General features: G+C 72.4%; 14 protein-coding genes and 1 pseudogene. 9 read left to right on the top strand and 6 right to left on the bottom strand.

The features are described 5' to 3' along the window. Window positions 1-377: 377 nt before the first annotated feature. Window positions 378-5,021 (top strand): FtsK/SpoIIIE domain-containing protein, encoded by a 4,644-nt coding sequence (locus tag ACH34R_RS06230; protein WP_397560307.1) that lies wholly within the window; start codon window positions 378-380, stop codon window positions 5,019-5,021. A gap of 65 nt (window positions 5,022-5,086) precedes the next feature. On the opposite strand, the gene ACH34R_RS06225 is transcribed toward ACH34R_RS06230, so the two are convergent. Continuing rightward, complete coding sequence (locus ACH34R_RS06225) at window positions 5,087-5,359, bottom strand: WXG100 family type VII secretion target (RefSeq protein ID WP_111169377.1); 273 nt, start codon at window positions 5,357-5,359, stop codon at window positions 5,087-5,089. A gap of 273 nt (window positions 5,360-5,632) precedes the next feature. Between ACH34R_RS06225 and ACH34R_RS06220 the strand changes: the two genes are divergently transcribed. Then, a complete protein-coding gene (locus tag ACH34R_RS06220; RefSeq protein ID WP_397560306.1) occupies window positions 5,633-7,390 on the top strand; it encodes an acetyl/propionyl/methylcrotonyl-CoA carboxylase subunit alpha in 1,758 nt (585 codons plus the stop codon). Between the two features lie 105 nt (window positions 7,391-7,495). Further along, window positions 7,496-8,860, top strand: coding sequence for a hypothetical protein (locus ACH34R_RS06215; protein ID WP_397560472.1), 1,365 nt, complete (start codon window positions 7,496-7,498; stop codon window positions 8,858-8,860). Window positions 8,861-8,942: 82 nt separating this feature from the next. Here the strand turns inward: ACH34R_RS06215 and ACH34R_RS06210 are convergent, their stop codons facing one another. Continuing rightward, window positions 8,943-10,337 (bottom strand): NAD(P)H-quinone dehydrogenase, encoded by a 1,395-nt coding sequence (locus tag ACH34R_RS06210; RefSeq protein ID WP_397560305.1) that lies wholly within the window; start codon window positions 10,335-10,337, stop codon window positions 8,943-8,945. A 116-nt stretch (window positions 10,338-10,453) separates the two neighbouring features. On the opposite strand from ACH34R_RS06210, the gene ACH34R_RS06205 reads away from it, so the two are divergent. The 3 genes from ACH34R_RS06205 to ACH34R_RS06195 all read left to right on the top strand — a co-directional run bounded on the left by ACH34R_RS06205 (window position 10,454) and on the right by ACH34R_RS06195 (window position 13,650). After that, complete coding sequence (locus tag ACH34R_RS06205; RefSeq protein WP_397560304.1) at window positions 10,454-10,906, top strand: gamma-glutamylcyclotransferase; 453 nt, start codon at window positions 10,454-10,456, stop codon at window positions 10,904-10,906. Window positions 10,907-11,160: 254 nt separating this feature from the next. Next, window positions 11,161-11,973, top strand: a complete 813-nt coding sequence (locus tag ACH34R_RS06200; RefSeq protein ID WP_397560303.1) for a purine-nucleoside phosphorylase — start codon at window positions 11,161-11,163, stop codon at window positions 11,971-11,973. Between the two features lie 39 nt (window positions 11,974-12,012). Beyond that, window positions 12,013-13,650 carry a phospho-sugar mutase gene (locus ACH34R_RS06195; RefSeq protein WP_397560302.1) on the top strand — a complete coding sequence of 546 codons (1,638 nt, stop codon included), beginning with the start codon at window positions 12,013-12,015 and terminating at the stop codon, window positions 13,648-13,650. 106 nt (window positions 13,651-13,756) lie between these two features. On the opposite strand, the gene ACH34R_RS06190 is transcribed toward ACH34R_RS06195, so the two are convergent. Beyond that, window positions 13,757-14,425, bottom strand: coding sequence for a TetR/AcrR family transcriptional regulator (locus ACH34R_RS06190; RefSeq protein WP_397560301.1), 669 nt, complete (start codon window positions 14,423-14,425; stop codon window positions 13,757-13,759). A 98-nt stretch (window positions 14,426-14,523) separates the two neighbouring features. Here ACH34R_RS06190 and ACH34R_RS06185 point away from each other — a divergent pair, with 98 nt between their 5' ends. Together ACH34R_RS06185 and ACH34R_RS06180 are read left to right on the top strand one after the other, a co-directional pair. Continuing rightward, a complete protein-coding gene (locus ACH34R_RS06185) occupies window positions 14,524-15,777 on the top strand; it encodes an FAD-dependent oxidoreductase (protein ID WP_397560300.1) in 1,254 nt (417 codons plus the stop codon). Continuing rightward, on the top strand, window positions 15,770-16,144 hold the full coding sequence (locus ACH34R_RS06180) for a DUF4267 domain-containing protein (protein WP_397560299.1): 375 nt from the start codon (window positions 15,770-15,772) through the stop codon (window positions 16,142-16,144). Before ACH34R_RS06185 ends, ACH34R_RS06180 begins: the two co-directional genes overlap by 8 nt. A gap of 65 nt (window positions 16,145-16,209) precedes the next feature. On the opposite strand, the gene ACH34R_RS06175 is transcribed toward ACH34R_RS06180, so the two are convergent. From ACH34R_RS06175 to ACH34R_RS06165, 3 genes are all read right to left on the bottom strand, one after another. Next, complete coding sequence (locus tag ACH34R_RS06175; protein ID WP_397560298.1) at window positions 16,210-17,496, bottom strand: FAD-dependent oxidoreductase; 1,287 nt, start codon at window positions 17,494-17,496, stop codon at window positions 16,210-16,212. A 183-nt stretch (window positions 17,497-17,679) separates the two neighbouring features. After that, the gene (locus tag ACH34R_RS06170) at window positions 17,680-18,327 is read right to left on the bottom strand and encodes a PH domain-containing protein (protein WP_397560297.1); all 648 of its coding nucleotides are present in this window, start codon (window positions 18,325-18,327) and stop codon (window positions 17,680-17,682) included. Continuing rightward, window positions 18,324-19,409, bottom strand: a complete 1,086-nt coding sequence (locus ACH34R_RS06165) for an adenosine deaminase (RefSeq protein WP_397560296.1) — start codon at window positions 19,407-19,409, stop codon at window positions 18,324-18,326. Before ACH34R_RS06165 ends, ACH34R_RS06170 begins: the two co-directional genes overlap by 4 nt. A gap of 158 nt (window positions 19,410-19,567) precedes the next feature. Between ACH34R_RS06165 and ACH34R_RS06160 the strand changes: the two are divergent. After that, window positions 19,568-20,802: pseudogene (locus ACH34R_RS06160) on the top strand (RNA-guided endonuclease InsQ/TnpB family protein). The last annotated feature ends 20 nt before the right edge of the window (window positions 20,803-20,822 follow it).

Raw genomic sequence — 20,822 nt, 5'->3', positions numbered from 1 at the left:
GGCTCCCAGGAGTCGGTGGATCCGCCCACGCACTGGAGCGAGGGCTGCGATCACGATATCGGCCGGACGTGAACAACGGAATTCACGCCATTATGTGCGTCGCGACGATGACCGTAGGAGGTTATACGCAGACCCATGCTCGTTTCATCAAGCTGACCATGTCAACACCGGAGGAGCAAGACCCGTTCGTTAAGACGCTGGATTCGGGAGGCATTAGCTGGTAATGCGGATGGAATTAAACTTCAGTAACAGACGCACCATAAATCCCACTAGTCGGGCTCGGCACGCACACGAACCAGGCGATTGGCACGAACCCCATCGCAACGGAGCCTCCGCCTGGTTACGTTGAAACGCGGAGCACACCAAGGAGTCCCGATATGCGGATCATGCTCACTCTGGTGGGCGAGCACGGTGGTCGTGACGTCGTCATCGAGGGCGACGAGGGCACGACGGTCGCCGCGGTGGCGGAGGCCCTCGGCGGCGCGACCGGCGAGCGGCTGGCCAAGGTGGTCCGCCTGTCGCGGGCGCGCGCGCCGTACGGGATGGACCGGCGGTCCCTCGTCCCGGCGCAACGGACGCCCGAAACCACCGACGGCGTGCCGCGGCTCTGGCGCGGCGGACGGCCGCTGGACCTCGGGGCCGCGGCCATCCGGGTGCTGCGCAACGGCGACCTGGTCACGCTCGACGCGCGGCTCGCCGGGGCCACGGTCACCGAGGAGCCCGGCGGGATCGTCGAGCTGCGGGTGGTGGGCGGGCCGGCGGCGGGCTCGGTACACCGGCTGGGGCTCGGCAGTCACGTGATCGGCTCGGCGGCGGCGTGCGCGGTCGCCGTGCCCGACCCGGCGCTGCCGCGGGAGGCCGCGCGGCTGCGGATCACCACCGAGGGCGTCATGGTCGAGCCGCCCGTCATCACCGCCGCCCCGCCCGAGCCCAGGCGGCACAGACGGCGCAGGAAGCGCGGGCGCAAGGGCATCGCCCCGGAGATGCCCCTGCCCGGCCCTGAGATCGCCGTGGCGCAGCCGACACCGGTGCTCGAAGGCAGGTACCTCACCGAGGCCACCCCGTGGCCCTGGGGCGCTCTGATGGTCTGCGGCAGCTCGGCGTTCACCCTGACCGAGATCGAGCCGCCCGACGCCCACCTCGACTCGCGCGCCGACGGCGGCTTCGCCTACAACCGGCCGCCCCGGCTGGCGCGGCCCGACCGGATGCGCCGGCTGGAGGTGCCCGCCGAGCCCAAGCGGAGCGACGGGGTCCGGTTGCAGCTCCTGGCCGCCATGCTGCCCGCCGTACTGGGGCTGGGCCTCGCCTACTTCCTGCAGATCTGGTACTTCCTGCTGTTCGCCCTGATGACCCCGATGATCATGATCGGCCAGTGGTGGAGCGACAAGCGCCACGGGCGCAAGCAGTACCGGCAGGCCCTCAAGGAGTACAAGCAGCGGATCGCCGCCTTCGAGGAGAACCTGGAGACCGCCAGGGCCGCCGACGAGGTCGCCCGCAGGGCGCTCGCGCCCGACCCCGCCGAGGTGCTGCTGACCGCGACCGGCCCGCGGCGGCGGCTGTGGGAGCGCCGCATCCACGACTCCGACGCGCTGCGGTTGCGCGTCGGGCTCGCCGACCTGCCCGCCGACCTGGAGATGGTGCCCGAGCGCGGCGCGCCCGCCGACGCCGTACTGCCCGGTCCGCCGGTCTCCCGCGCGGTGCCGGTCGCGCTGGCCATGCGCCGCCTGGGCGTGGCCGGCATCACCGGACCGCGCGCGCAGGCGGCGGGCCTGGCCAGGTGGCTGGTCGGGCAGGCCGCCGCGCTGCACAGTCCGAGGGACCTCGCGGTGGTGGTGCTGTCGGCGCACGGCGACGGCAACGACCACTGGAGCTGGGCCCGCTGGCTGCCGCACTGCGCCCCGCACGGCGGGGAGGACTGCGTGGCGCTGATCGGCGCCGACCCCGAGGCCGCCGCCCGGCGGGTCGCCGAACTGGCCGCGCTGATCGACGAACGGCTCGGCGAGGAGGCAGCCTCCCCCGGCTTCGGCAAGGTCCCGACCGGCTGGGACGACCTGGGCTGGGGCGGCGAGCGCAAGTCGTCCGCCTGGGGGGCCACCGAGGAGCCCGCCTTCTCCTCCTACGACGAGCGCCCCTACGACGTTCTGGTCGTGCTCGATGGGGCGCAGGTGCTGCGCGCACTGCCCGGCATGCCACAGGTCCTGCGGCAGGGCCCCCGGGCGGGCGTCTACACCCTGGCCCTGGACGAGGACCGGCGGCTGCTCCCCGAGGAGTGCGCCACGGTCGCCGACTGCGACGCCGGCGGGCGGGTCCGTCTGCTCGGCGGCGGCCTCGACGCGCTCGGCGACATCCTGGCCGACCAGGTACCGGCCTCCTGGTGCGACCGGCTGGCCCGCGCGCTGGCCCCGATCCGCGACGTCAGCAGGGACGAGTCCGCGTCCGCGCTGCCCGACTCGGTCCGGCTGCTGGACCTGCTGAGCATGCCGGTCCCATCGGTGAAGGCCATCAGCGAACGCTGGAAGGGCGCGACCACCCGCGCGCAGCTCGGCATCGGCCCGGACGGCCCCTTCGCCGTGGACCTGCGCCGCGACGGCCCGCACGCCCTGGTCGCGGGCACCACCGGCGCGGGCAAGTCCGAGCTGCTGCAAACGCTGATCTGCTCGCTGGCGGTGGCCAACCGGCCGGACGAGATGACGTTCGTGCTGATCGACTACAAGGGCGGCGCGGCGTTCAAGGAGTGCGTACGGCTGCCGCACACCGTCGGCATGGTCACCGACCTGGACGGGCATCTCACCAAACGGGCCCTGGCCTCGCTGGCCGCCGAGATCCGGCGCAGGGAGCGCCTGCTGCTCGACGCCGGGGCCAAGGACATCGAGGACTACCAGGCCGAGCAGGGTTCGCGCCCGGCGCTGCCCCGGCTGGTGCTGATCATCGACGAGTTCGCCGCGATGGTGACCGAGCTGCCCGACTTCGTGACCGGGCTGGTGGACATCGCCAGGCGCGGCCGTTCGCTGGGCATCCACCTGATCCTGGCCACCCAGCGGCCCGCGGGCGTGGTCACCGCCGACATCCAGGCCAACACCTCGCTGCGGATCGCGCTGCGGGTCACCGAGGGCGTCGAGTCCACCGACGTCATCGACCGGCCGGACGCGGCGCACATCTCCAAGTCCACGCCGGGCCGGTGCTACATCAAGTCCGGGGTCGGCGCGGCCACCGCCGTGCAGGCGGCCAGGATCGGCGGGCGCGCGGGCGGGCAGGGCGGCGGGAGCCGGGTCAGGGTGGCCGAACTCGGCTGGCGCGCGCTCGGCCATGCGCTGCCCGCCGAGGCGGCCGAACAGCAGGAGACCAGCGCCGCGAGCGACCTGTCCGCGCTCACCCAGGCCCTGATCGACACCGCGCGGGCGCTGAACGTCCCCGAGCAGCCCACACCATGGCTGGACCCTCTTCCCGAGCGCGTCACCGTCACCGAACTGGGGTACGGCTCCGTGCCTCCCGAGGGCAAGGAGGTGCCGCCGCTGGTGTTCGGGGTGACGGACGAGCCATGGGCGCAGGGCCGCCGCGAGCTGGCGCTGGACCTGGTGAACGGCGGGCACCTGCTGCTCGCCGGGGCTGCCCGCAGCGGCCGTACCACGGCCCTGCGGACCATCGCCGGGGCGCTGGCCGGCGCCGCCTCGCCCGCCGACGTCCACCTGCACGCGATCGACTGCGGCTCCGGCGCGCTGCTCCCGCTGGTCGGCCTGCCGCACTGCGGCGCGGTCGTCACCCGCGACCAGTTGGACCGCGTCGAGCGCCTGCTGACCCGGCTGCGCGCCGAGGTGGGCCGCAGGCAGCAGCTCCTGGCCGCCGCCGGGTACGCCTCGCTCGCCGAGATGCGCGCCGCCGAACCCTCCGGCGCGGGCCCGGACGGCGAACGCCCCCCGTGGCTGCTGCTGATGCTCGATCGCTGGGAGGGGTTCGTGGCCGCGTTCGAGGGCTACGACTACGGGCGGCTGATCGACACGATCCTCCAGATCTTCCGTGAGGGGCCCGCGGTCGGCGTGCGGGCGGTGGTGACCGCCGACAGGTCCGGCCTGCTCGGCCAGGTCTCCACGGTCTTCGACGAGCGGCTGGTGCTGCGCCTGGCCGACCCCGCCGACTACGGCCTGGCCGGGCTGCCGCTGCGCGACCTGCCCTCGTCCATGCCGCCCGGCCGGGTGCTGGCGATGAGCGACCACGGGCTCGTGGAGAGCCAGATCGCGCTGCTGGCCGCCGAACCGTCCGGGCCCGCCCAGGTCGCCGCCCTCCAGGCGCTGGCCCGCGAGCCGGTCTCGGCCTCGCCGCGCCCCGGGTGGGAGCGGCCGATGCGGGTCGATCCGCTGCCGATGCGGATCACCGCCACTCAGGCAATGGAACTCGCCCCCGCCTTCGAGCCGCCGTCGCCGCTTTGGGCGCTGCTCGGCGTGGGCGGCGACGCGCTCACGCCGCTCGGCGTCGATCTGGTCGGGCAGGGGCCGGGAGCGGTGATCGCGGGGCCGTCGCGGTCGGGGCGTTCGGCCGCGCTGCTGACCGCCGCCCGTTCGCTGCTGGCGGCCGGTACTCCGGTCGCGGTGGTCGCGCCGCGCAGGAGCCCGCTGCGCGACCTGTCCGGGCAGCAGGGGGTGCTGGCCGTACTGGGCGCGGACGGCGACCTGCGGGCCGCGCTGACCGGGCACGACCGGTACGTGGTGCTGGTGGACGACGCCGAGCTGATCTCGCCGGACTCCGTGCTCGGCGGGACGCTGGAAGAGGTGCTGCGGTCCGGCCGCGACGCCGAGCACGGCCTGATCATCGCCGGTCCCACCGGCGACCTGACCACCGCCTACCGGGGATTCGTCGCCGAGGCCCGCAAGCCGCGCACCGGACTGCTGCTCTCGGTGCAGAGCCCGGCCGACGGCGACCTGTTCACCGTACGTCTGCCGCGCGGCGCGGTGGGCGGCCCGCCGGGGCGCGGGCTCCTGGTCACCCTGGGCACCGTCACGCCCGTCCAGGCGGCGCTGCCCGAGTGAAGGGGCCGGAAAATACGCGCGGGCGCATCCCTGCCGAATGCGCCCGCGCGTTTTTCAGCCTGCTGTCATTGGGTGGCGGACTCGATGTTGCCCCGGTAGGTGTTGATGACCCGCGACGCTTCCTGAAGCTCCTCGGCCATCCGCTGGAAGGCGGCACGGTAGTTCTGCCAGGAGTCACGGAAACGCTCGGCTCCCGGTCCGGTCCACGCGGTGCCGACCTTCGCGGCCTCGCGGTCCAGCGCGGCGGTGGTCGCACGCACCTGATCGGCCTGTTGCGTGAACTGAGTGGCCATCTGCTGCATTTCTGCGGGATTGCCACCGAGCAAGCTCTGGCTCATGCCAGTCTCCTTCTGGTTGACGTCACAAGGTCGCCAAGCGCCATCACGTTAGACGCCAGATTACGGCGAGAGAGCCGTTATGCCGAGTGGCTATCGAGAACTGGCACGAATCAAAGCGCAGATCCGTGCGGGAGACCCGGGCCTCGATCACCGGGCGCAATCGCGCGGGGTCCCGCAATGCGACGGGCCGAAGACGCCTAAACTCCGTGGGAAGGCCGAGTGCTCCGGTCCCCCGGGAGCGATGGGCGGCCGTGTGAGGAAGGAACGACGTCTGTGCACAAGGTCCTGATCGCCAACCGTGGTGAGATCGCCGTCCGGATCGCGCGGGCGTGCCGCGACGCGGAATTGGCCGGCGTTGCCGTCTACGCCGACGAAGACCTCGACGCCCTGCACGTCACCATGGCCGACGAAGCCTACGGGCTCGGCGGCTCCACCCCGGCCGACACCTACCTGAACATCGGCAAGCTGCTGGAGATCGCCAAGCGGAGCGGCGCCGACGCCGTCCACCCCGGCTACGGGTTCCTGGCCGAGAACGCCGACTTCGCCCAGGCCGTCATCGACGCCGGGCTCACCTGGATCGGCCCGCCGCCGGCCGCGATCACCGCGCTCGGCGACAAGGTCTCGGCCCGGCACATCGCCCAGCGCGCGGGCGCGCCGCTGGTCGCCGGCACCCCCGACCCGGTCGAAGGCGCGGCCGAGGTCGCCGCCTTCGCCGAGGAGCACGGCCTGCCCATCGCGATCAAGGCCGCCTTCGGCGGCGGCGGGCGCGGGCTGAAGGTCGCCCGGACCATGGAGGAGATCCCCGCCCTGTTCGACAGCGCGGTCCGCGAGGCGGTCACCGCCTTCGGCCGCGGCGAGTGCTTCGTCGAGCGCTACCTGGACCGCCCCCGGCATGTGGAGACCCAGTGCCTGGCCGACGCCCACGGCAACGTCGTGGTGGTCTCCACCCGCGACTGCTCCCTCCAGCGCCGCCACCAGAAGCTGGTGGAGGAGGCCCCCGCGCCCTTCCTCACCACCGAGCAGCGCGACCTGCTCTACCGCGCGTCCAAGGCGATCCTGCGCGAGGCCGGCTACGTCGGGGCGGGCACCTGTGAGTTCCTCATCGGCGCCGACGGCACGGTGTCCTTCCTTGAGGTCAACACCCGGCTCCAGGTCGAGCACCCGGTGAGCGAAGAGGTCACCGGCATCGACCTGGTGCGGGAGATGTTCCGGATCGCGTCCGGCGAGCCGCTGGGCTACGACGACCCGCCGCTGCGCGGCCACTCCATCGAGTTCCGGATCAACGCCGAAGACCCCGGCCGCGGCTTCCTGCCCGCCCCCGGCACGATCACCGCGATGCGGCTCCCCTCGGGGCCGGGCGTGCGGCTCGACGCCGGTTACACCGCCGGGCAGACCGTGCCGCAGGCGTTCGACTCGCTGATCGCCAAGCTGATCGTCACCGGGGCCGACCGGCGGCAGGCCCTCGCGCGGGCCCGGCGGGCGCTGGCGGAGTACGAGATCGAGGGCATGCCCACCGTGCTGCCCTTCCACCGCGCGGTCGTGGCGGACCCGGCGTTCACCGGCGAGCCGTTCACCGTCCACACCGGCTGGATCGAGACCGGGTTCGACAACACCATCCCGCCCTACGCCGTCCCGGCGGCGGCTCCGGAGGAGACGGGCGCGGAGCGGGAGCGGATCACGGTCGAGGTCGGCGGCAAGCGCCTGGAGGTGGTGCTTCCCGCGGGGTTCGCCGCCAACGGTACGGCGGCCGGCCGCGCATCGGCGGCCCCGCCGCGCAGGCGCGCCGCCGCCGCCAAGAAGGCCGCGGCCGGCGGCGACTCCCTGGTCAGCCCGATGCAGGGCACCATCGTCAAGGTGGTCGCCGACGATGGCGACACGGTACGCACCGGCGACGTCATCGTGGTGCTCGAAGCGATGAAGATGGAACAACCGCTCACCGCGCACAAGGACGGCACCGTCTCCGGGCTCAGCGCCGCCGTCGGCCAGACGGTCAACTCCGGCGCGGTCATCTGCGACATCAAGGAGTCCTAGCGCCTGTGGCCCCTGGGAAAGAGATACGGTCGAGTTGAGGGGACGAGGGAACTCCGCCGACCGCCCGTTCGTCCTTCCGGGCGAAGGAGGCTTGCTGCCGTGAAAATGACCCAACCGGCCCGCCGCGCGGGCACAGCGCTCGCCGCGCTGCTTGCGGGGCTCTTCGCCCTGCTCGCGATGGCGCCCGCCGCGAGTGCGGCGGCGCCGCCCGACGCGGCCACCGTTATCGCGTCCTGGCAGAAGACCAGGGACAAGCTTTATGTGATGAGCGGTGCGTCGCTCACCTCCGCCCAGCAGTCCGACGTGCGCGACGTGCTCGCCGGCTCCAAGCACCCGGTCTACCTGGCCGCGTTCCCCGACGGCACGCTGCCCAACGACCAGGTCAAGTCCTACATGACCACGCTCGGCCAGGCCCTGGAGGCCGAGGGCAAGGGCAGCAGCTCGCTCGCCGTGATCGACGGGCAGAACCTGTTCGCCACCTCCGACGTGGTGAACCAGCGGACCATGGGCCGGATCGCCGACCTGTCCGCCCAGAACAACACGGGCGACGTCGTCAACGTGGTGAAGGACTTCGTCAACCGCACCAACGCCGCCGTGAAGGGCGACAAGAACGGCGCGCTCGGCTCGGGCAGCAAGGCGGGCACGAGCGGCGGTGTCAGCTCCGGCGTGACCATCGCCCTGCTGGTGCTGCTCCTGGTGGGCGGCGGCGGCCTGTTCCTCTACTCGCGCAAGAAGCGGCAGCAGCGCGAGGCGCGCGAGGCCGCCGAGCTGGCCTCGGTCAAGCAGACCGTGGAGGAAGACGTCACCAAGTTCGGTGAGGAGATCACCGCGCTCGACGCCGACGTCAAGATGCTCGGCGAGGGCGGCGGCCACCTGACCGAGTGGCAGCAGGCGCTCGACTCCTACGAGAAGGCCAAGGTCGAGCTGGGCGCGGTCAGGCGGCCCGACGACGTGCGCGGCGTGACCTCCACGCTCCAGGACGGCCGCTACGCGCTGGCCGTGGTGAAGGCGCAGGTCAACCAGCAGCCGATCCCCGAGCGGCGGGCGCCGTGCTTCTTCAACCCGCAGCACGGCCCGTCCGTCCGCGACGTGCGCTGGGCCCCGCCCAGCGGCGCGGTCCGCGACGTGCCCGCCTGCGCGGCCGACGCCGAGGCCGTGGAGCGCGGCTTCGACCCGCAGATGCGCGAGGTCGTGGTCAACGGCCAGCGGCGGCCCTACTACGACGCGGGCCCGGCCTACCAGCCCTACGCCTACGGCTACTACGGCGGCTTCGGCGACGTGATGAGCATCATGCTCGTCGGCACGCTGATGGGCAGCATGATGGGCGGCTGGGGCATGGGCGGCTACGGCACGGGTTATGAGCAGGGCATGACCGACGCCGGTGGCGGCATGGGCGGCGGAGACTTCGGCGGTGGAGACGCCGGCGGCTTCGGTGACTTCGGCGGCGGAGACTTCGGCGGAGACTGGTAGTCGTCCCCGGCCTGTGACGCGAAGACCCCGGTGGCCTTTGGGCCGCCGGGGTCTTCCCGTTTTGTCAGTGGGTCTGATCGGGTCAGATGCCGCTGTTGGTCATCGGCTGCATCAGGCGGCGGGCCGCCTCGGTCACCGAGCCGGAAAGCGACGGGTAGACCGCGAACGTGTGGGCGAGCTGATCGACCGTCAGCCGCTGCTGCACCGCCTCCGACACGGCCAGGATCTGCTCGGAGGCGCCCGGCGCGACGATGACGCCGCCCAGCACGATGCCGGTGTTGGGGCGGCAGAACAGCTTCACGAAGCCGTCGTTGAAGCCCTGCATCTTGGCCCGCGCGTTGGTGGCCAGCGGGAGCTTCACCACGTTGGCGTCGATCTCGCCGGACTCGATCTGACGCTGCGTCACCCCGACCGTGGCGATCTCCGGGTCGGTGAAGATGTTGGCCGCCACCGTGGCCATCCGCAGCGGCTGGACGGCCTCGCCCAGCGCGTGCCACACCGCGATCCGGCCCTGCATGGCCGCCACGGAGGCGAGCATCAGCACGCCGGTGCAGTCGCCCGCCGCGTAGACGCCGGGAGCGGAGGTGCGGGAGACCTTGTCCACCTGGATGAAACCGCCGGCGTCGAGGGTGACCCCGGCCTCCTGAAGGCCGAGCCCCCGGGTGTTGGGGATCATGCCGACGGTCATCAGGCAGTGCGAGCCCTCGGCGGTGCGGCCGTCTTCGAGGGTGACGACCACGCCGTCGGCGGTGCGCTTGACACCGGCCGCGCGGGAACGGCCCATGACGTTCATTCCGCGCCTGCGGTAGACCTCCTCCAGCACCTCGGCGCCGTCGGGGTCTTCGTTGGGCATCATCCGGTCGCGGCTGGAGACCAGCGTGACCTCTGAACCGAGCGAACGATAGGCGCCGGCGAACTCCGCGCCGGTCACCCCCGAGCCCACCACGATCAGGTGCTCGGGCAACTCGGGCAGGTCGTAGATCTGCCGCCAGTCGAGAATGCGCTCGCCGTCCGGGCGGGCGGTGGGCAGCACCCGGGGCGTCGCGCCGGTCGCGACGATCACCACGTCGGCCTCGATCGTGCGATCACCGGCCCGGACCACCTGCGGATCGACCAGCCGCCCCTGCGCGGCGATCACCTCCACGCCCTCGGCCGCCATGCGCGCCGCGATGTCGGCGGACTGCGCCTGCGCCAGCTCCTTGACCCGTTTGTTGACCAGCGGCATATCGACCTGCACGCCGCCCACCTCGCCGTCGCCGCCGCCGGTGAAGTGGACCCCGAGCGAGGCGGCGTCGAGCAGCGCCTGCTTGCGCACAGAAGTGGCGATCAGGGTCTTGGACGGCACGCAGTCGGTGAGCACGCAGTGCCCGCCGATGCCGTCCTTCTCCACCACCGTGACCTCCGCGCCCAATTGCGCGGCGACCAGGGCCGCCTCGTAACCGCCGGGGCCGCCGCCTATGATCACGATCCTCGTCACGTACACCATTGTCCCGTATCCCAGGAGTGCGCATCGATGCGGGCACGAAGGCACGAACCACCGGACCCCCGCCGCATGAGCCGCAGGCGTGCGATCTTGGATTACTCTTGGGTGCCGTGCCTGTTTACGCGGCCTACGGCAGCAACATGGACCCGGCGCAGATGGCTCAGCGGGCTCCTCACTCCCCGATGCGGGGGACGGGCTGGCTGCAGGGCTGGCGTCTGACCTTCGGCGGGGCGGACGTCGCCTGGGAGGGCGCGCTCGCCACCATCGTCGAAGACCCCTACGAGCATGTCTTCGTCGTCCTTTACGACGTCCCCGAATGGGACGAGCAGACCCTCGACCACTGGGAGGGCGCCTCCCTCGGCCTGTACCGGCGGGTACGGCTGCGGGTGCAGACGCTGGAGGGCGAGGTGGTGGCGTGGTTCCACGTGCTGGACGACTACGAGGGCGGCCTGCCCGCCGCCCGCTACCTCGGCATCATCTCCGACGCCGCGGAGAAGGCGGGCGCCCCCGACGACTACGTCAAAGACCTGCGCGGCCGTCCCTGCACCTCGCTGGGGAGCTGACCGCCGGACGGCCGGCCCGAAAGCACGGGTCCCCGCACCCCGCGGGAAGGCCGATCGCCGGACGGCCGGCTCCGGAGCACAAGGTCCCCGCAGCTCGCCGGGAAGCCGATCGCCGGGCAGCCGGCCCGAAAGCACGGGCCCCCGCACCCCGCGGGAAGGCCGATCGCCGGGCGGCCGGCTCCGGAGCACAAGGTCCCCGCACCTCGCGGGGAAGCCGATCGCCGGGTGGCCCGGCGGCCGGTAGCCTCGGTCCTGTGACCCACGATGACCACACCCCCGGTGCGCTCGCGGAGCGGGCCGCGCGCGCCCTGACCTCGCAGACCGGATCGGACGCCTTCGACACGGCCCTGGTGATGGGCTCGGGCTGGGCCCCGGCCGCCGACGCGCTCGGCGGCGCGCTCGCCGAGATCCCGGTGGGCGACCTGCCGGGGTTCGCGCCGCCCACCGTGGCGGGCCACGCGGGCACCGTACGCGCCGTGGTCACCGGCTCGGGCCGCAGGGTCCTGGTCTTCCTGGGCCGCACCCACCTGTACGAGGGCCACGGCGTCGATGCGGTGGCGCACGGGGTGCGCACCGCGCTGGCGGCCGGAGTCCGCACGGTGGTGCTCACCAACGCGGCGGGCGGCCTGCGCCCGGAGCTCCAGCGCGTCGGCGACCCCGTGCTGATCAGCGACCACATCAACCTCACCGGCGCAAACCCGCTCACCGGCCCGGCGTTCATCGACCTGACCGAGGTCTACAGCAGGCGGCTGCGCGACCTGGCGCGCGAGGCCGATCCCTCCCTGACCGAAGGCGTGTACGTCGGGCTGCGCGGCCCGTCGTACGAGACGCCCGCCGAGATCCGGATGTGCCGGACCATCGGCGGCGACATGGTCGGCATGTCCACCGTGCTGGAGGCCATCGCGGCCCGCGAGGGCGGCGCCGAGGTGCTGGGCGTCTCGCTGGTCACCAACCCCGGCGCCGGGCTGGTCGACGAACCGCTCGACCACCAGGAGGTGCTGGCGGTGGGCCGGGCGACGGCGGGGCGGATGGGGCTGCTGCTGGCCAAGGTGATCGACAACCTCTAGCGCTCTACAGCGCTCTTTCGCGGCTCGGGAGGGGTGCGCGTGCGCGATCTGGTACGGCGGGCGAAGGACTGGCTGGCCCAGGACCCCGACCCCGAGACCCGGGCCGAGCTGGAAGGACTGCTGGCGAGCGGTGACCAGGCCGCCCTCGCCGGGCGGTTCGCCGCCAAGCTGGAGTTCGGCACCGCCGGGCTGCGCGGCGAGCTGGGCGCGGGCCCCAACCGGATGAACCGCGTCACCGTCATGCGGGCCGCCGCCGGCCTGGCCGCTGTGCTGCGCCCAGGCGGAAAGGTGGTCATCGGGTACGACGCCCGGCACAAGTCCGACGTCTTCGCCCGGGACACCGCCGCCGTGCTGGCCGGGGCCGGGCTGCGCGCCCTGCTGCTGCCCGGGCCGCTGCCGACGCCGGTGCTCGCTTTCGCGGTGCGCCACCTGGGCGCGGTCGCGGGGGTGACCGTGACGGCGAGCCACAACCCGCCGCGCGACAACGGGTACAAGGTGTACTGGGGGGACGGGCGGCAGATCGTGCCGCCCGTCGACGCGCGGATCTCGGCCGCCATCGACGCCGTGGGGCGGGTGGACCGGCTGCCGCTGGGCGAGTGGGAGGTGCTCGGCCCGGAGATCGCCGACGCCTACCTGTCGGCGGTGACCGCACTGCCGCTGGGCGATCCGAAGGTGCGCGACCTGACCGTCGTCTACACGCCGCTGCACGGGGTGGGCGGCGGCACGCTGGGCGAGGCGTTCGAGCGGGCCGGGTTCGCCCCGCCGTACGTCGTGGCGGCGCAGCGCGACCCCGACCCGGACTTTCCCACGGTCGCCTTCCCCAATCCGGAGGAACCGGGCGCGATGGACATGGCGCTGGAGCTGGCCGGGCGGGTCGGCGCGGACCTGGTGATCGCCAACGACCCCGACGCCGACCGGTGCGCGGTCGGCGTGCCGCTGCGCGGCGGCGGCCATCGCATGCTGACCGGCGACGAGCTGGGCGGGCTGCTGGCCGAGCACGTACTGGGGGCCACGTCGGGCGGCTCGCGCCGGGTGGCGACCACGATCGTGTCCTCCTCTCTGCTCGGCAAGATCGCGGCGGCGCACGGGGTGGCGTTCGCGGAGACGCTGACCGGTTTCAAGTGGATCATGCGGGCGGGGCCGGGGCTGGTCTTCGGATACGAGGAGGCCCTCGGGTACAGCGTCGGGTCGGACGCGGGGCCGCCGGTGCGCGACAAGGACGGCATCGGGGCCGCGCTCACCGTCGCCGCGCTGGCCGCCGCCGCCCGGCACGCCGGGCGCACCCTGCTCGACCTGCTGGACGACCAGGCCAGGAAGTACGGCCTGCACGCCACGGGCGCGCTGTCCTTCCGCGTCGAGGATCTCTCCCTGATCACCGCGGCGATGGACCGGCTGCGGGCCGACCCGCCCACCGCCCTCGGCGGCCGGGCCGTCGAGGGCGTCGACGACCTCGCCGCCGGGACGAGCGCGCTACCGCCGACGGACGCGCTGCGCTTCCGGCTGGCCGGGGACGCCCGCGCGGTCGTACGGCCGAGCGGCACCGAGCCCAAGCTGAAGTGCTACCTGGAGGTCGTCACCCCGGTCGGACCCGACGGCGACGTCGACACGGCCCGAGCCCGCGCGGCCCGCGACATCACCGCCATCGGCGACACCTTGACCGCCGCCCTCGCCCGCTGAGCCCATCCGCCCCGCAAAGGCTCCCCTGCCGGAGTCCCGCCGAGCCTGGAACCCCGGTGGTTCCGCCGCCGGCCGGTCAACGCCGCACCGAAGGCCAAGGCCGTACTCACGGACCAGGGACGCGCGTGTCCGCCTGTGCGGCCGGGCCCCGGTTCGCCGTCGTCAGGCCGGCCGTGATGAGGTCCGCGTCGAGGGGGGCGCCCGGCAGCGGGGTGGCGCCGCCGGGGCGCAGGCCGTTGAGGAGGGTGGCCAGCAGCCGAGCGCGTACCGCGTCGTCCAGGTCGCCTGACACCGACGGCAGAGGGCGGGTGAGCACGGTGAGGAACATGACGAGGTCGGCGGCGCTTACGTCGGAGCGCAGCGCCCCCTCGGCTCTGGCGGCCTCGACCAGGGCGTGCAACGCCGCCAGGAGGTGGGCGCGCGCCCGGCGGAACTCGGCGGTCTGCTCAACGTGCGCGCCCAGGATGGGCAGCATGGCGACGATACGGTGTTCGACCACCCGCTGGGCGAACGCGGCGAGCGCCTGGCCGGCCGACGGTTCGGCGGCCAAGACCTCGGCGGCGAGGGCCGCCACCCGCGCCATGTTGTCCACCACCACGGCTCCGATCAGGTCGGCGCGGTCCGGGAAGTGGCGGTACAAGGTGGCGTTGCCAACTCCCGCGCCCGTGGCGATCTGGTCGAGCGGCGCGTCCGCCCCCTGATCGAGGAAGGCCAGGTGTGCGGCGCGCAGGATCCGTTCGCGGTTGCGGCGAGCGTCGGCGCGCAGCTCTCTCATCGGTCACTCCAGACGTAAGCGAGGACACATTCCCCGGTTATGGTACCGTGCGAGTAAACCGGGGACTTTCTCCCCGCTTTCGCCCGTTGGAGGGTCAGATGGGATCTATCGCGAAGACCGCAGTGGGGTGCGTCGTCGCCGGCGGCGGCCCGGCGGGCATGGTGCTCGGCCTGTTGCTGGCCAGATCCGGCGTGGAGGTGGCGGTGCTGGAGAAGTACCCCGACTTCCTGCGCGACTTCCGCGGCGACACGGTGCACGCGTCCACCCTCGACCTGCTGGACCGGCTCGGCCTCGGCGACCGCTTCGCCGCCCTGCCGCAGCAGCGTGAGCAACGGCTCACCATGCAATTCGACGACGGCGTCATCATCGAGGACTTCAGCCGCCTGCCGGGCCGCCATCAGCACATCGCGCTGGTGCCGCAATGGGACTTCCTCAACCTGCTCGCCGAGGCCGCCGCCGGGTCGCCGCACTTCCACCTCGCCCAGCACGCCGAGGTCACCGGCCTGCTCCGGCAGGGCGGGCGGGTGTGCGGGGTGCGCTACGCCGACAAGGACACCGGCCGGACGGGTGAGCTGACCGCGCCGCTGGTGGTGGCGGCCGACGGCCGGCACTCCACCGTGCGGGACCTGCTCGGGCTGCGGCCCCGCTCCTCCGCCACGCCGCACGATTGCCTGTACGTCCGCATCCCCCGCCTGCCCGGCGACCCCGATGGCACGTTCCTCCGCTTTTCGGCCACCGGCGGCCTCATCATGATCAACCGTGCGGACTACTGGCAGGCCGCCCTGCTCATCGGTAAGGACACGGCGCAGGCCGCGCGGGCCGACGACGGGGCATGGACCCGCCGCACCGTCGCCCGGCTCGCCCCGTTCACCAGCGAGCGCATGGCCGCCATCGGTGCGGCGGACATCGCCGTCCTGCAGATCCGCATCGACCGGCTCGCCCGTTGGTGGGCACCAGGAGTACTGCTCATCGGCGACGCCGCGCACGCCATGTCCCCCATCGCGGGCGTGGGCGTCAACCTGGCCGTCCAGGACGCCGTCGCCACGGCCCGCATCCTGCTGCCCGCCCTGCGGCGCGGCCGGGTGAACGACAAGGACCTGGCCCTCGTGCAGCGCCGCCGCCAATGGCCGACCGTGCTCACCCAGGCGGCACAGCGCATGGCGCAGAAGCGTTTCGTGGCCGCCTCCATCACCGGTGGCGACTCAGGGGCCGCCCCGCCACTACGCCTGCCCCAGCCGCTCCGGACCCTGCGGCACTGGCCGGGGTTTCCGCACCTGTTCGGCCGGGTCGTGGGGCTGGGCGTCCGGCCCGAGCACCTGACCGGTCCGCTGGAGCCGCTGACTCATGGGTGAGCGAATCTTCATCGCGGTCACCGTCGTCTCGACCCTGGTGACCCTCATGGTCTCCGCCATCTTGATCGTCGACCCGGCCTTCGCGCTGCCCGCCGGTTCTGCCGTGAGCCCGGCGGTGGAGACATTCGCCCGGGCGTGCTCCATCAGGTCGCTGGCGGTGGGGGGCGCACTGCTGGTCCTGCTGGCCCGCCGCTCTGCTGCGGGGCTGATCGTCCTGCTGTGGGTGACCGGCCTCTTCCAAACGGGCGACGCGCTGGTGCACGCGCTGAACGGCCATCCCGCGACCTTCTCGGCCGCAGTCCTGGCGCTGGTGGCGTTCGGCTCGGCGCGCTGGCTCACCCGCTCGCGCAGGTCACAGAGCCGCTGACGAGCCCCATGGCCCGCCGCCTGCGCAATGTGGTCAGGGCGGCGGGCGGTCCATCCTGGGTCGGGTCAGTCCGCCGGGGCGTGGGCGGCCGGGGTCGGTTCCGGGCGGGCGGGGGCGGGTTGGGGGGGTCGGCGGGCGTAGGCGGGGGCGTGTTCGGGGCGCAGGCCGATGCCGATGAGGTAGGCGGGTACGAAGGACGCCTTCGGGAAGCGTCGCATCAGCCGCACGATCGGCTCGGGCGGGCCGGAGCGCTCCCCCTTGACGATCGGGTAGATCACCATGCGGTGCAGGATGCGCTGCAAGGTCTGGACCGCGATGGTCGGCAGCAGCCGCCGCGTACGGACCCGGGCCAGCAGGGCCGGTGGCACCCCGCCGCCCCGGCGCAGTGGCCCGGCCAGCAGCGTGGCGGCGGCCACCGCGTCCTGGACGGCCAGGTTGATGCCGACCCCGCCGATCGGCGACATGGCGTGCGCCGCGTCGCCGATGCACAGCAGCCCCGGGCGGTGCCAGTGGCGCAGCCGGTTGAGCCGGACGTCCAGGTGCTTGACGTCGTCCATCGACTCGATCTCGTGCACCCGGTCGTCGAGCCAGGGCATGGCCTCGACCAGTTCGGCGCGGAAGCGTTCGATGCCGCGCGCCCTGATCTGCCGGTCGATGCCCTTCTTGGCGATGTAGGCCATCTGCAGGTGGGTCTCGCGCGGGATGACGATGATGAACCGGCCCTTGTCGGTCACGGGTGTCAGCGCCCCGGCGCGGTCCTGCGGGCTGCGGGACAGCCGCAGCCACCAGGCGTCCAGCGGGACCGGGAACTCCTTGGGCGTCAGCCTGGCCTGCTCGCGAGCGATCGACCACCGGCCGTCGCAGGCCACGGTCAGGTCGGCGCGGATCTCCCCGGTGCGGCCGTCCTTGGTCCGGTACCGGACACCGGCCACCCGCCCGGACTCCCGGATCAGCTCGGTCACCTCCGTGTTCATCCGGAGGCTGAAGCCGGGCTCCTCCTTGGCGGCGTCGGCCAGCAGGGACAGGAAGTCCCACTGCGGGACCATCGCGATGTAGGGGTGGCGCGTCTTGAGCCGGCTCAGGTCGCCGACGGTCAGCAGGTCGTCCCGGCCGATGGGGAAGCCGATCCGGCTCAACCGGCTCTGCGGCAGTGCGGCGAACCGCTCGCCGAGGCCGAGTTCGTCGAGCAGTTGCAGGGTCGAGGGGTGCACCGTGTCGCCTCTGAAGTCGCGCAGGAAGTCGCCGTGCTTCTCCAGCACGGTCACCTCGACGCCCGCTCGGGCGAGCAGCAGGCCCAGTACCATCCCGGCCGGGCCGCCACCGATGATTGCGCAGGTCACGTGCTCGGACATGACCACCATCCGATTTCATCGACTGTTGAATAATTCGACTATCCGCCTTGGCACCCCTGCCCGTCAAGGTGGCGCTGGTCACATTCGGGCACGACGAGAACAGCGCGCCGGTCCGGGCGCGCTGTCGGGGTTATCAGACGGTCAGGCGGTCAGGCGATCAGGCGGTCAGGACGATCAGGGCGGTCAGGACGCGACGACCGCCACGACCACGAGCACGGCGGCGGCCAGGCAGACCGCCCCGGCCAGTGCCGACCAGGTGGTGCGGATGGGCTGCGCCTCCGTAGCCGGAGACGGGTCGGCGTGCGCGGCCTTGAGCCTGGCCTTCTCCGCGCGTTCGGTGAGCTGGTCGGCGACGTAGTCGGCGTGCGTACGGCCCGCCATCGCGTCCACCGCCGACTGCTCCGCGCTGGTCGGCTTGGGCGTGATCGGCATCCCGCGCGAGCCCCGCGAGGAGGTGGGCCGGCCCGGCTCGGACCGGCGCAGCGCCGAGACCCGCTCACGGGCCGAGGACTGCGGCGTCCAGCAGCGGACGGTCTGCCCGTCGGCGTCGATCTGGATGGCGTGCGACACCTTGACCCCCGCGACGGACGCCCAGGGCACGAAGGTGTCCCGGAACGGGTTGCGGACCAGTACGCCGTCCTCGGTGAGCACGGTGGCCGGGCGCAGCGAGGTCACCACGATCATGGCGGTCAGCACGCCGAGCACCGCGGCGGCGACGAGCGACGGCGCCCCGTTGAACCGGGCCACCAGATCGACGGCCATGACGGCGGCGAACACCACCCACACCCAGCCGAGCACCTGGGCCAGCCGGGACCGGTAGACCTGCTTCACTGTGCCTCTCCCGCCCACTTGAGCTTGGCGAACCCGGGTTTGATCTGCCCGTTGATGAGCGCCAGCCGTTCATCGAAGGGGATGAAGGCCGACTTCATCGCGTTGACCGCGAACCATTGCAGATCATCCCAGTCGTACCCGAACGTCTCCACCAGCTTGACGAACTCCTGCGACGGCATGGTGTCGCTCATCAGCCGGTTGTCGGTGTTGACCGTGACCCGGAAGTGCAGCCTGCGCAACAGCCCGATCGGATGCTCGGCGAGCGACTTGGCGGCCCCGGTCTGGATGTTGGAGGTCGGGCACATCTCCAGCGGGATGCGCTTGTCACGGACGTAGGCGGCGAGCCTGCCGAGCTTCGGCTCCCCGTCCGGCGACACCTCGATGTCGTCGATGATCCGCACCCCGTGGCCGAGCCGGTCGGCGCCGCACCACTGGATCGCCTGCCAGATCGAGGGCAGCCCGAACGCCTCCCCCGCGTGGATGGTGAAGTGCGCGTTCTCCCGCTGTAGGTACTCGAAGGCGTCCAGGTGGCGGGTGGGCGGGTAACCGGCCTCCGCCCCCGCGATGTCGAACCCGACGACGCCCACGTCGCGGTAGCGGACGGCCAGCTCGGCGATCTCCCGCGACCTGGCCTGCGTGCGCATCGCGGTGAGCAGCGACCTGACCTTGATCGGCCGCCCGGCCGAGCCCTGCTCGAAGCCCTCGATCACCGCCTGGACGACCTCGTCGAGCGTCAGCCCGGCGGTGGTGTGCAGTTCGGGCGCGTAGCGGACCTCGGCGTAGACGACCCCGTCATCGGCGAGGTCTTCGGCGCACTCGGCGGCCACCCTGATCAGCGCCTCGCGGGACTGCATCACGCCCACCGTGTGGGAGAAGGTCTCCAGGTAGCGCTCCAGCGAGCCCGAGGCGCTGGCCTCGGCGAACCACGACCGCAGGTTGCCGGGGTCGGTCGTGGGCAGCCCGGCGTAGCCAGAGTCGCGGGCCAGGTCGACGATGGACTCGGGGCGCAGGCCGCCGTCGAGGTGATCGTGCAAGAGGACCTTCGGGGCCTTGCGGATCGCGGCCGGGCTGGGCTGGTTCATCAAAGACCTCCGAGGAGACCCCCGCCTTCAGGCGGGGAAGGAATCGAACCCCTGCGGAGCCGGACAGGGACAGGCGAGCGGCCGCCAGACCGACGGCCGTACCGAAAACCCGCACAATCCTCAGGCGACCTCGCGATACGATGTGAGGCGTGGCTCAGATGGTGAAGCGGGCCTACAAATATCGCTTCTACCCGACCCCCGACCAAGCAGGAGAGCTCACCCGCACCTTCGGCTGCGTCCGTCTGGTCTACAACAAGGCGCTGGAAGCACGCACCCGCGCCTATGTGCTGGAAGGCCGCCGCGTCTCCTACGTGGAGTCCTCGGCCATGTTGACTGCCTGGAAGCGCGGCGGGGACTACGACTTCCTGTGCGAGGTGTCGGCGGTTCCGTTGCAGCAGGCGTTGCGGCACCTTCAGGCGGGGTTCGCGAACTTCGTCGCCAAACGGGCCGGATACCCCACCTTCAAGTCCCGCAAGAAGGCCCGCGCGAGCGCAGAGTACACCCGGTCGGCGTTCCGCTGGCGCGACGGGGCGTTGACGCTGGCGAAGATGGACACGCCGCTGAACATCGTGTGGTCGCGTCCCCTGCCGGAGGGGGCCGAGCCGTCCACAGTCACCGTGAGCCGGGACTCGGCCGGGCGCTGGTTCGTGTCCCTGCTGGTGGAGGAGAAGATCGCGCCTCTGCCACCCGTGGAAGCCGCGGTGGGCGTGGATGCGGGCATCACCGCGCTGGTGACACTGTCCACCGGGGAGAAGATCGTCAACCCGCGGCATGAGCGCCGGGACCGGCGCAGGCTGGCCAGGGCGCAGCGGGCGCTGGCACGCAAGGAGAAAGGTAGTGGCAATCGGGCCAAGGCCCGGCTGCGGGTGGCGCGGGTGTACGCCCGGATCGCCGACCGGCGAAGGGATCACCTGCACAAGGTCACCACACGGCTCGTTCGCGAGAACCAAGTGATCGCCGTGGAAGACCTGACCGTCCGTAACATGGTCAAGAACCGCTCGCTGGCGCGTGCGGTTTCGGATGCGTCCTGGCGGGAGCTGCGGAGCATGCTGGAGTACAAGGCGGCCTGGTACGGGCGGGAACTGGTGGCGGTGGACCGCTGGTTCCCCTCCTCCAGGCTGTGCTCGGCGTGCGGAACGTTGAAAGAGAAGCTGCCATTGCACGTCCGGGATTGGGTGTGCGTCTGTGGCGCGGTCCAGGACCGGGATGTGAACGCCGCGAAGAACGTGCTCGCCGCAGGGCTTGCGGAGAGGTGAAACGCCTGTGGAGCTGGTGTAAGACCTCAACGAGAGTCCTCTCGGGCGGGCGGCCGGCGGCGAAGCAGGAAATCTCACAGGTGACCGTGGGAGTCCCCCTCGTTTACGAGGGAGAGGATGTCAATTCGCCATCTTAGGGGGCCGTGCCGTGTCCGGG

Source organism: Spongiactinospora sp. 9N601 (genome assembly GCF_044326295.1).
Taxonomy (GTDB): domain Bacteria; phylum Actinomycetota; class Actinomycetes; order Streptosporangiales; family Streptosporangiaceae; genus Spongiactinospora; species Spongiactinospora gelatinilytica.
This window is presented reverse-complemented; position numbering and strand designations above follow the sequence as displayed.

Excerpts from the sequence above, each read along its gene's own strand:
- ACH34R_RS06230 (WP_397560307.1), top strand. The coding sequence starts at position 378 with ATGCGGATCATGCTCACTCTGGTGGGCGAGCACGGTGGTCGTGACGTC.
- ACH34R_RS06225 (WP_111169377.1), bottom strand. The coding sequence starts at position 5,359 with ATGAGCCAGAGCTTGCTCGGTGGCAATCCCGCAGAAATGCAGCAGATG.
- ACH34R_RS06215 (WP_397560472.1), top strand. The coding sequence starts at position 7,496 with ATGACCCAACCGGCCCGCCGCGCGGGCACAGCGCTCGCCGCGCTGCTT.
- ACH34R_RS06190 (WP_397560301.1), bottom strand. The coding sequence starts at position 14,425 with ATGAGAGAGCTGCGCGCCGACGCTCGCCGCAACCGCGAACGGATCCTG.
- ACH34R_RS06185 (WP_397560300.1), top strand. The coding sequence starts at position 14,524 with ATGGGATCTATCGCGAAGACCGCAGTGGGGTGCGTCGTCGCCGGCGGC.
- ACH34R_RS06180 (WP_397560299.1), top strand. The coding sequence starts at position 15,770 with ATGGGTGAGCGAATCTTCATCGCGGTCACCGTCGTCTCGACCCTGGTG.
- ACH34R_RS06175 (WP_397560298.1), bottom strand. The coding sequence starts at position 17,496 with ATGTCCGAGCACGTGACCTGCGCAATCATCGGTGGCGGCCCGGCCGGG.
- ACH34R_RS06165 (WP_397560296.1), bottom strand. The coding sequence starts at position 19,409 with ATGAACCAGCCCAGCCCGGCCGCGATCCGCAAGGCCCCGAAGGTCCTC.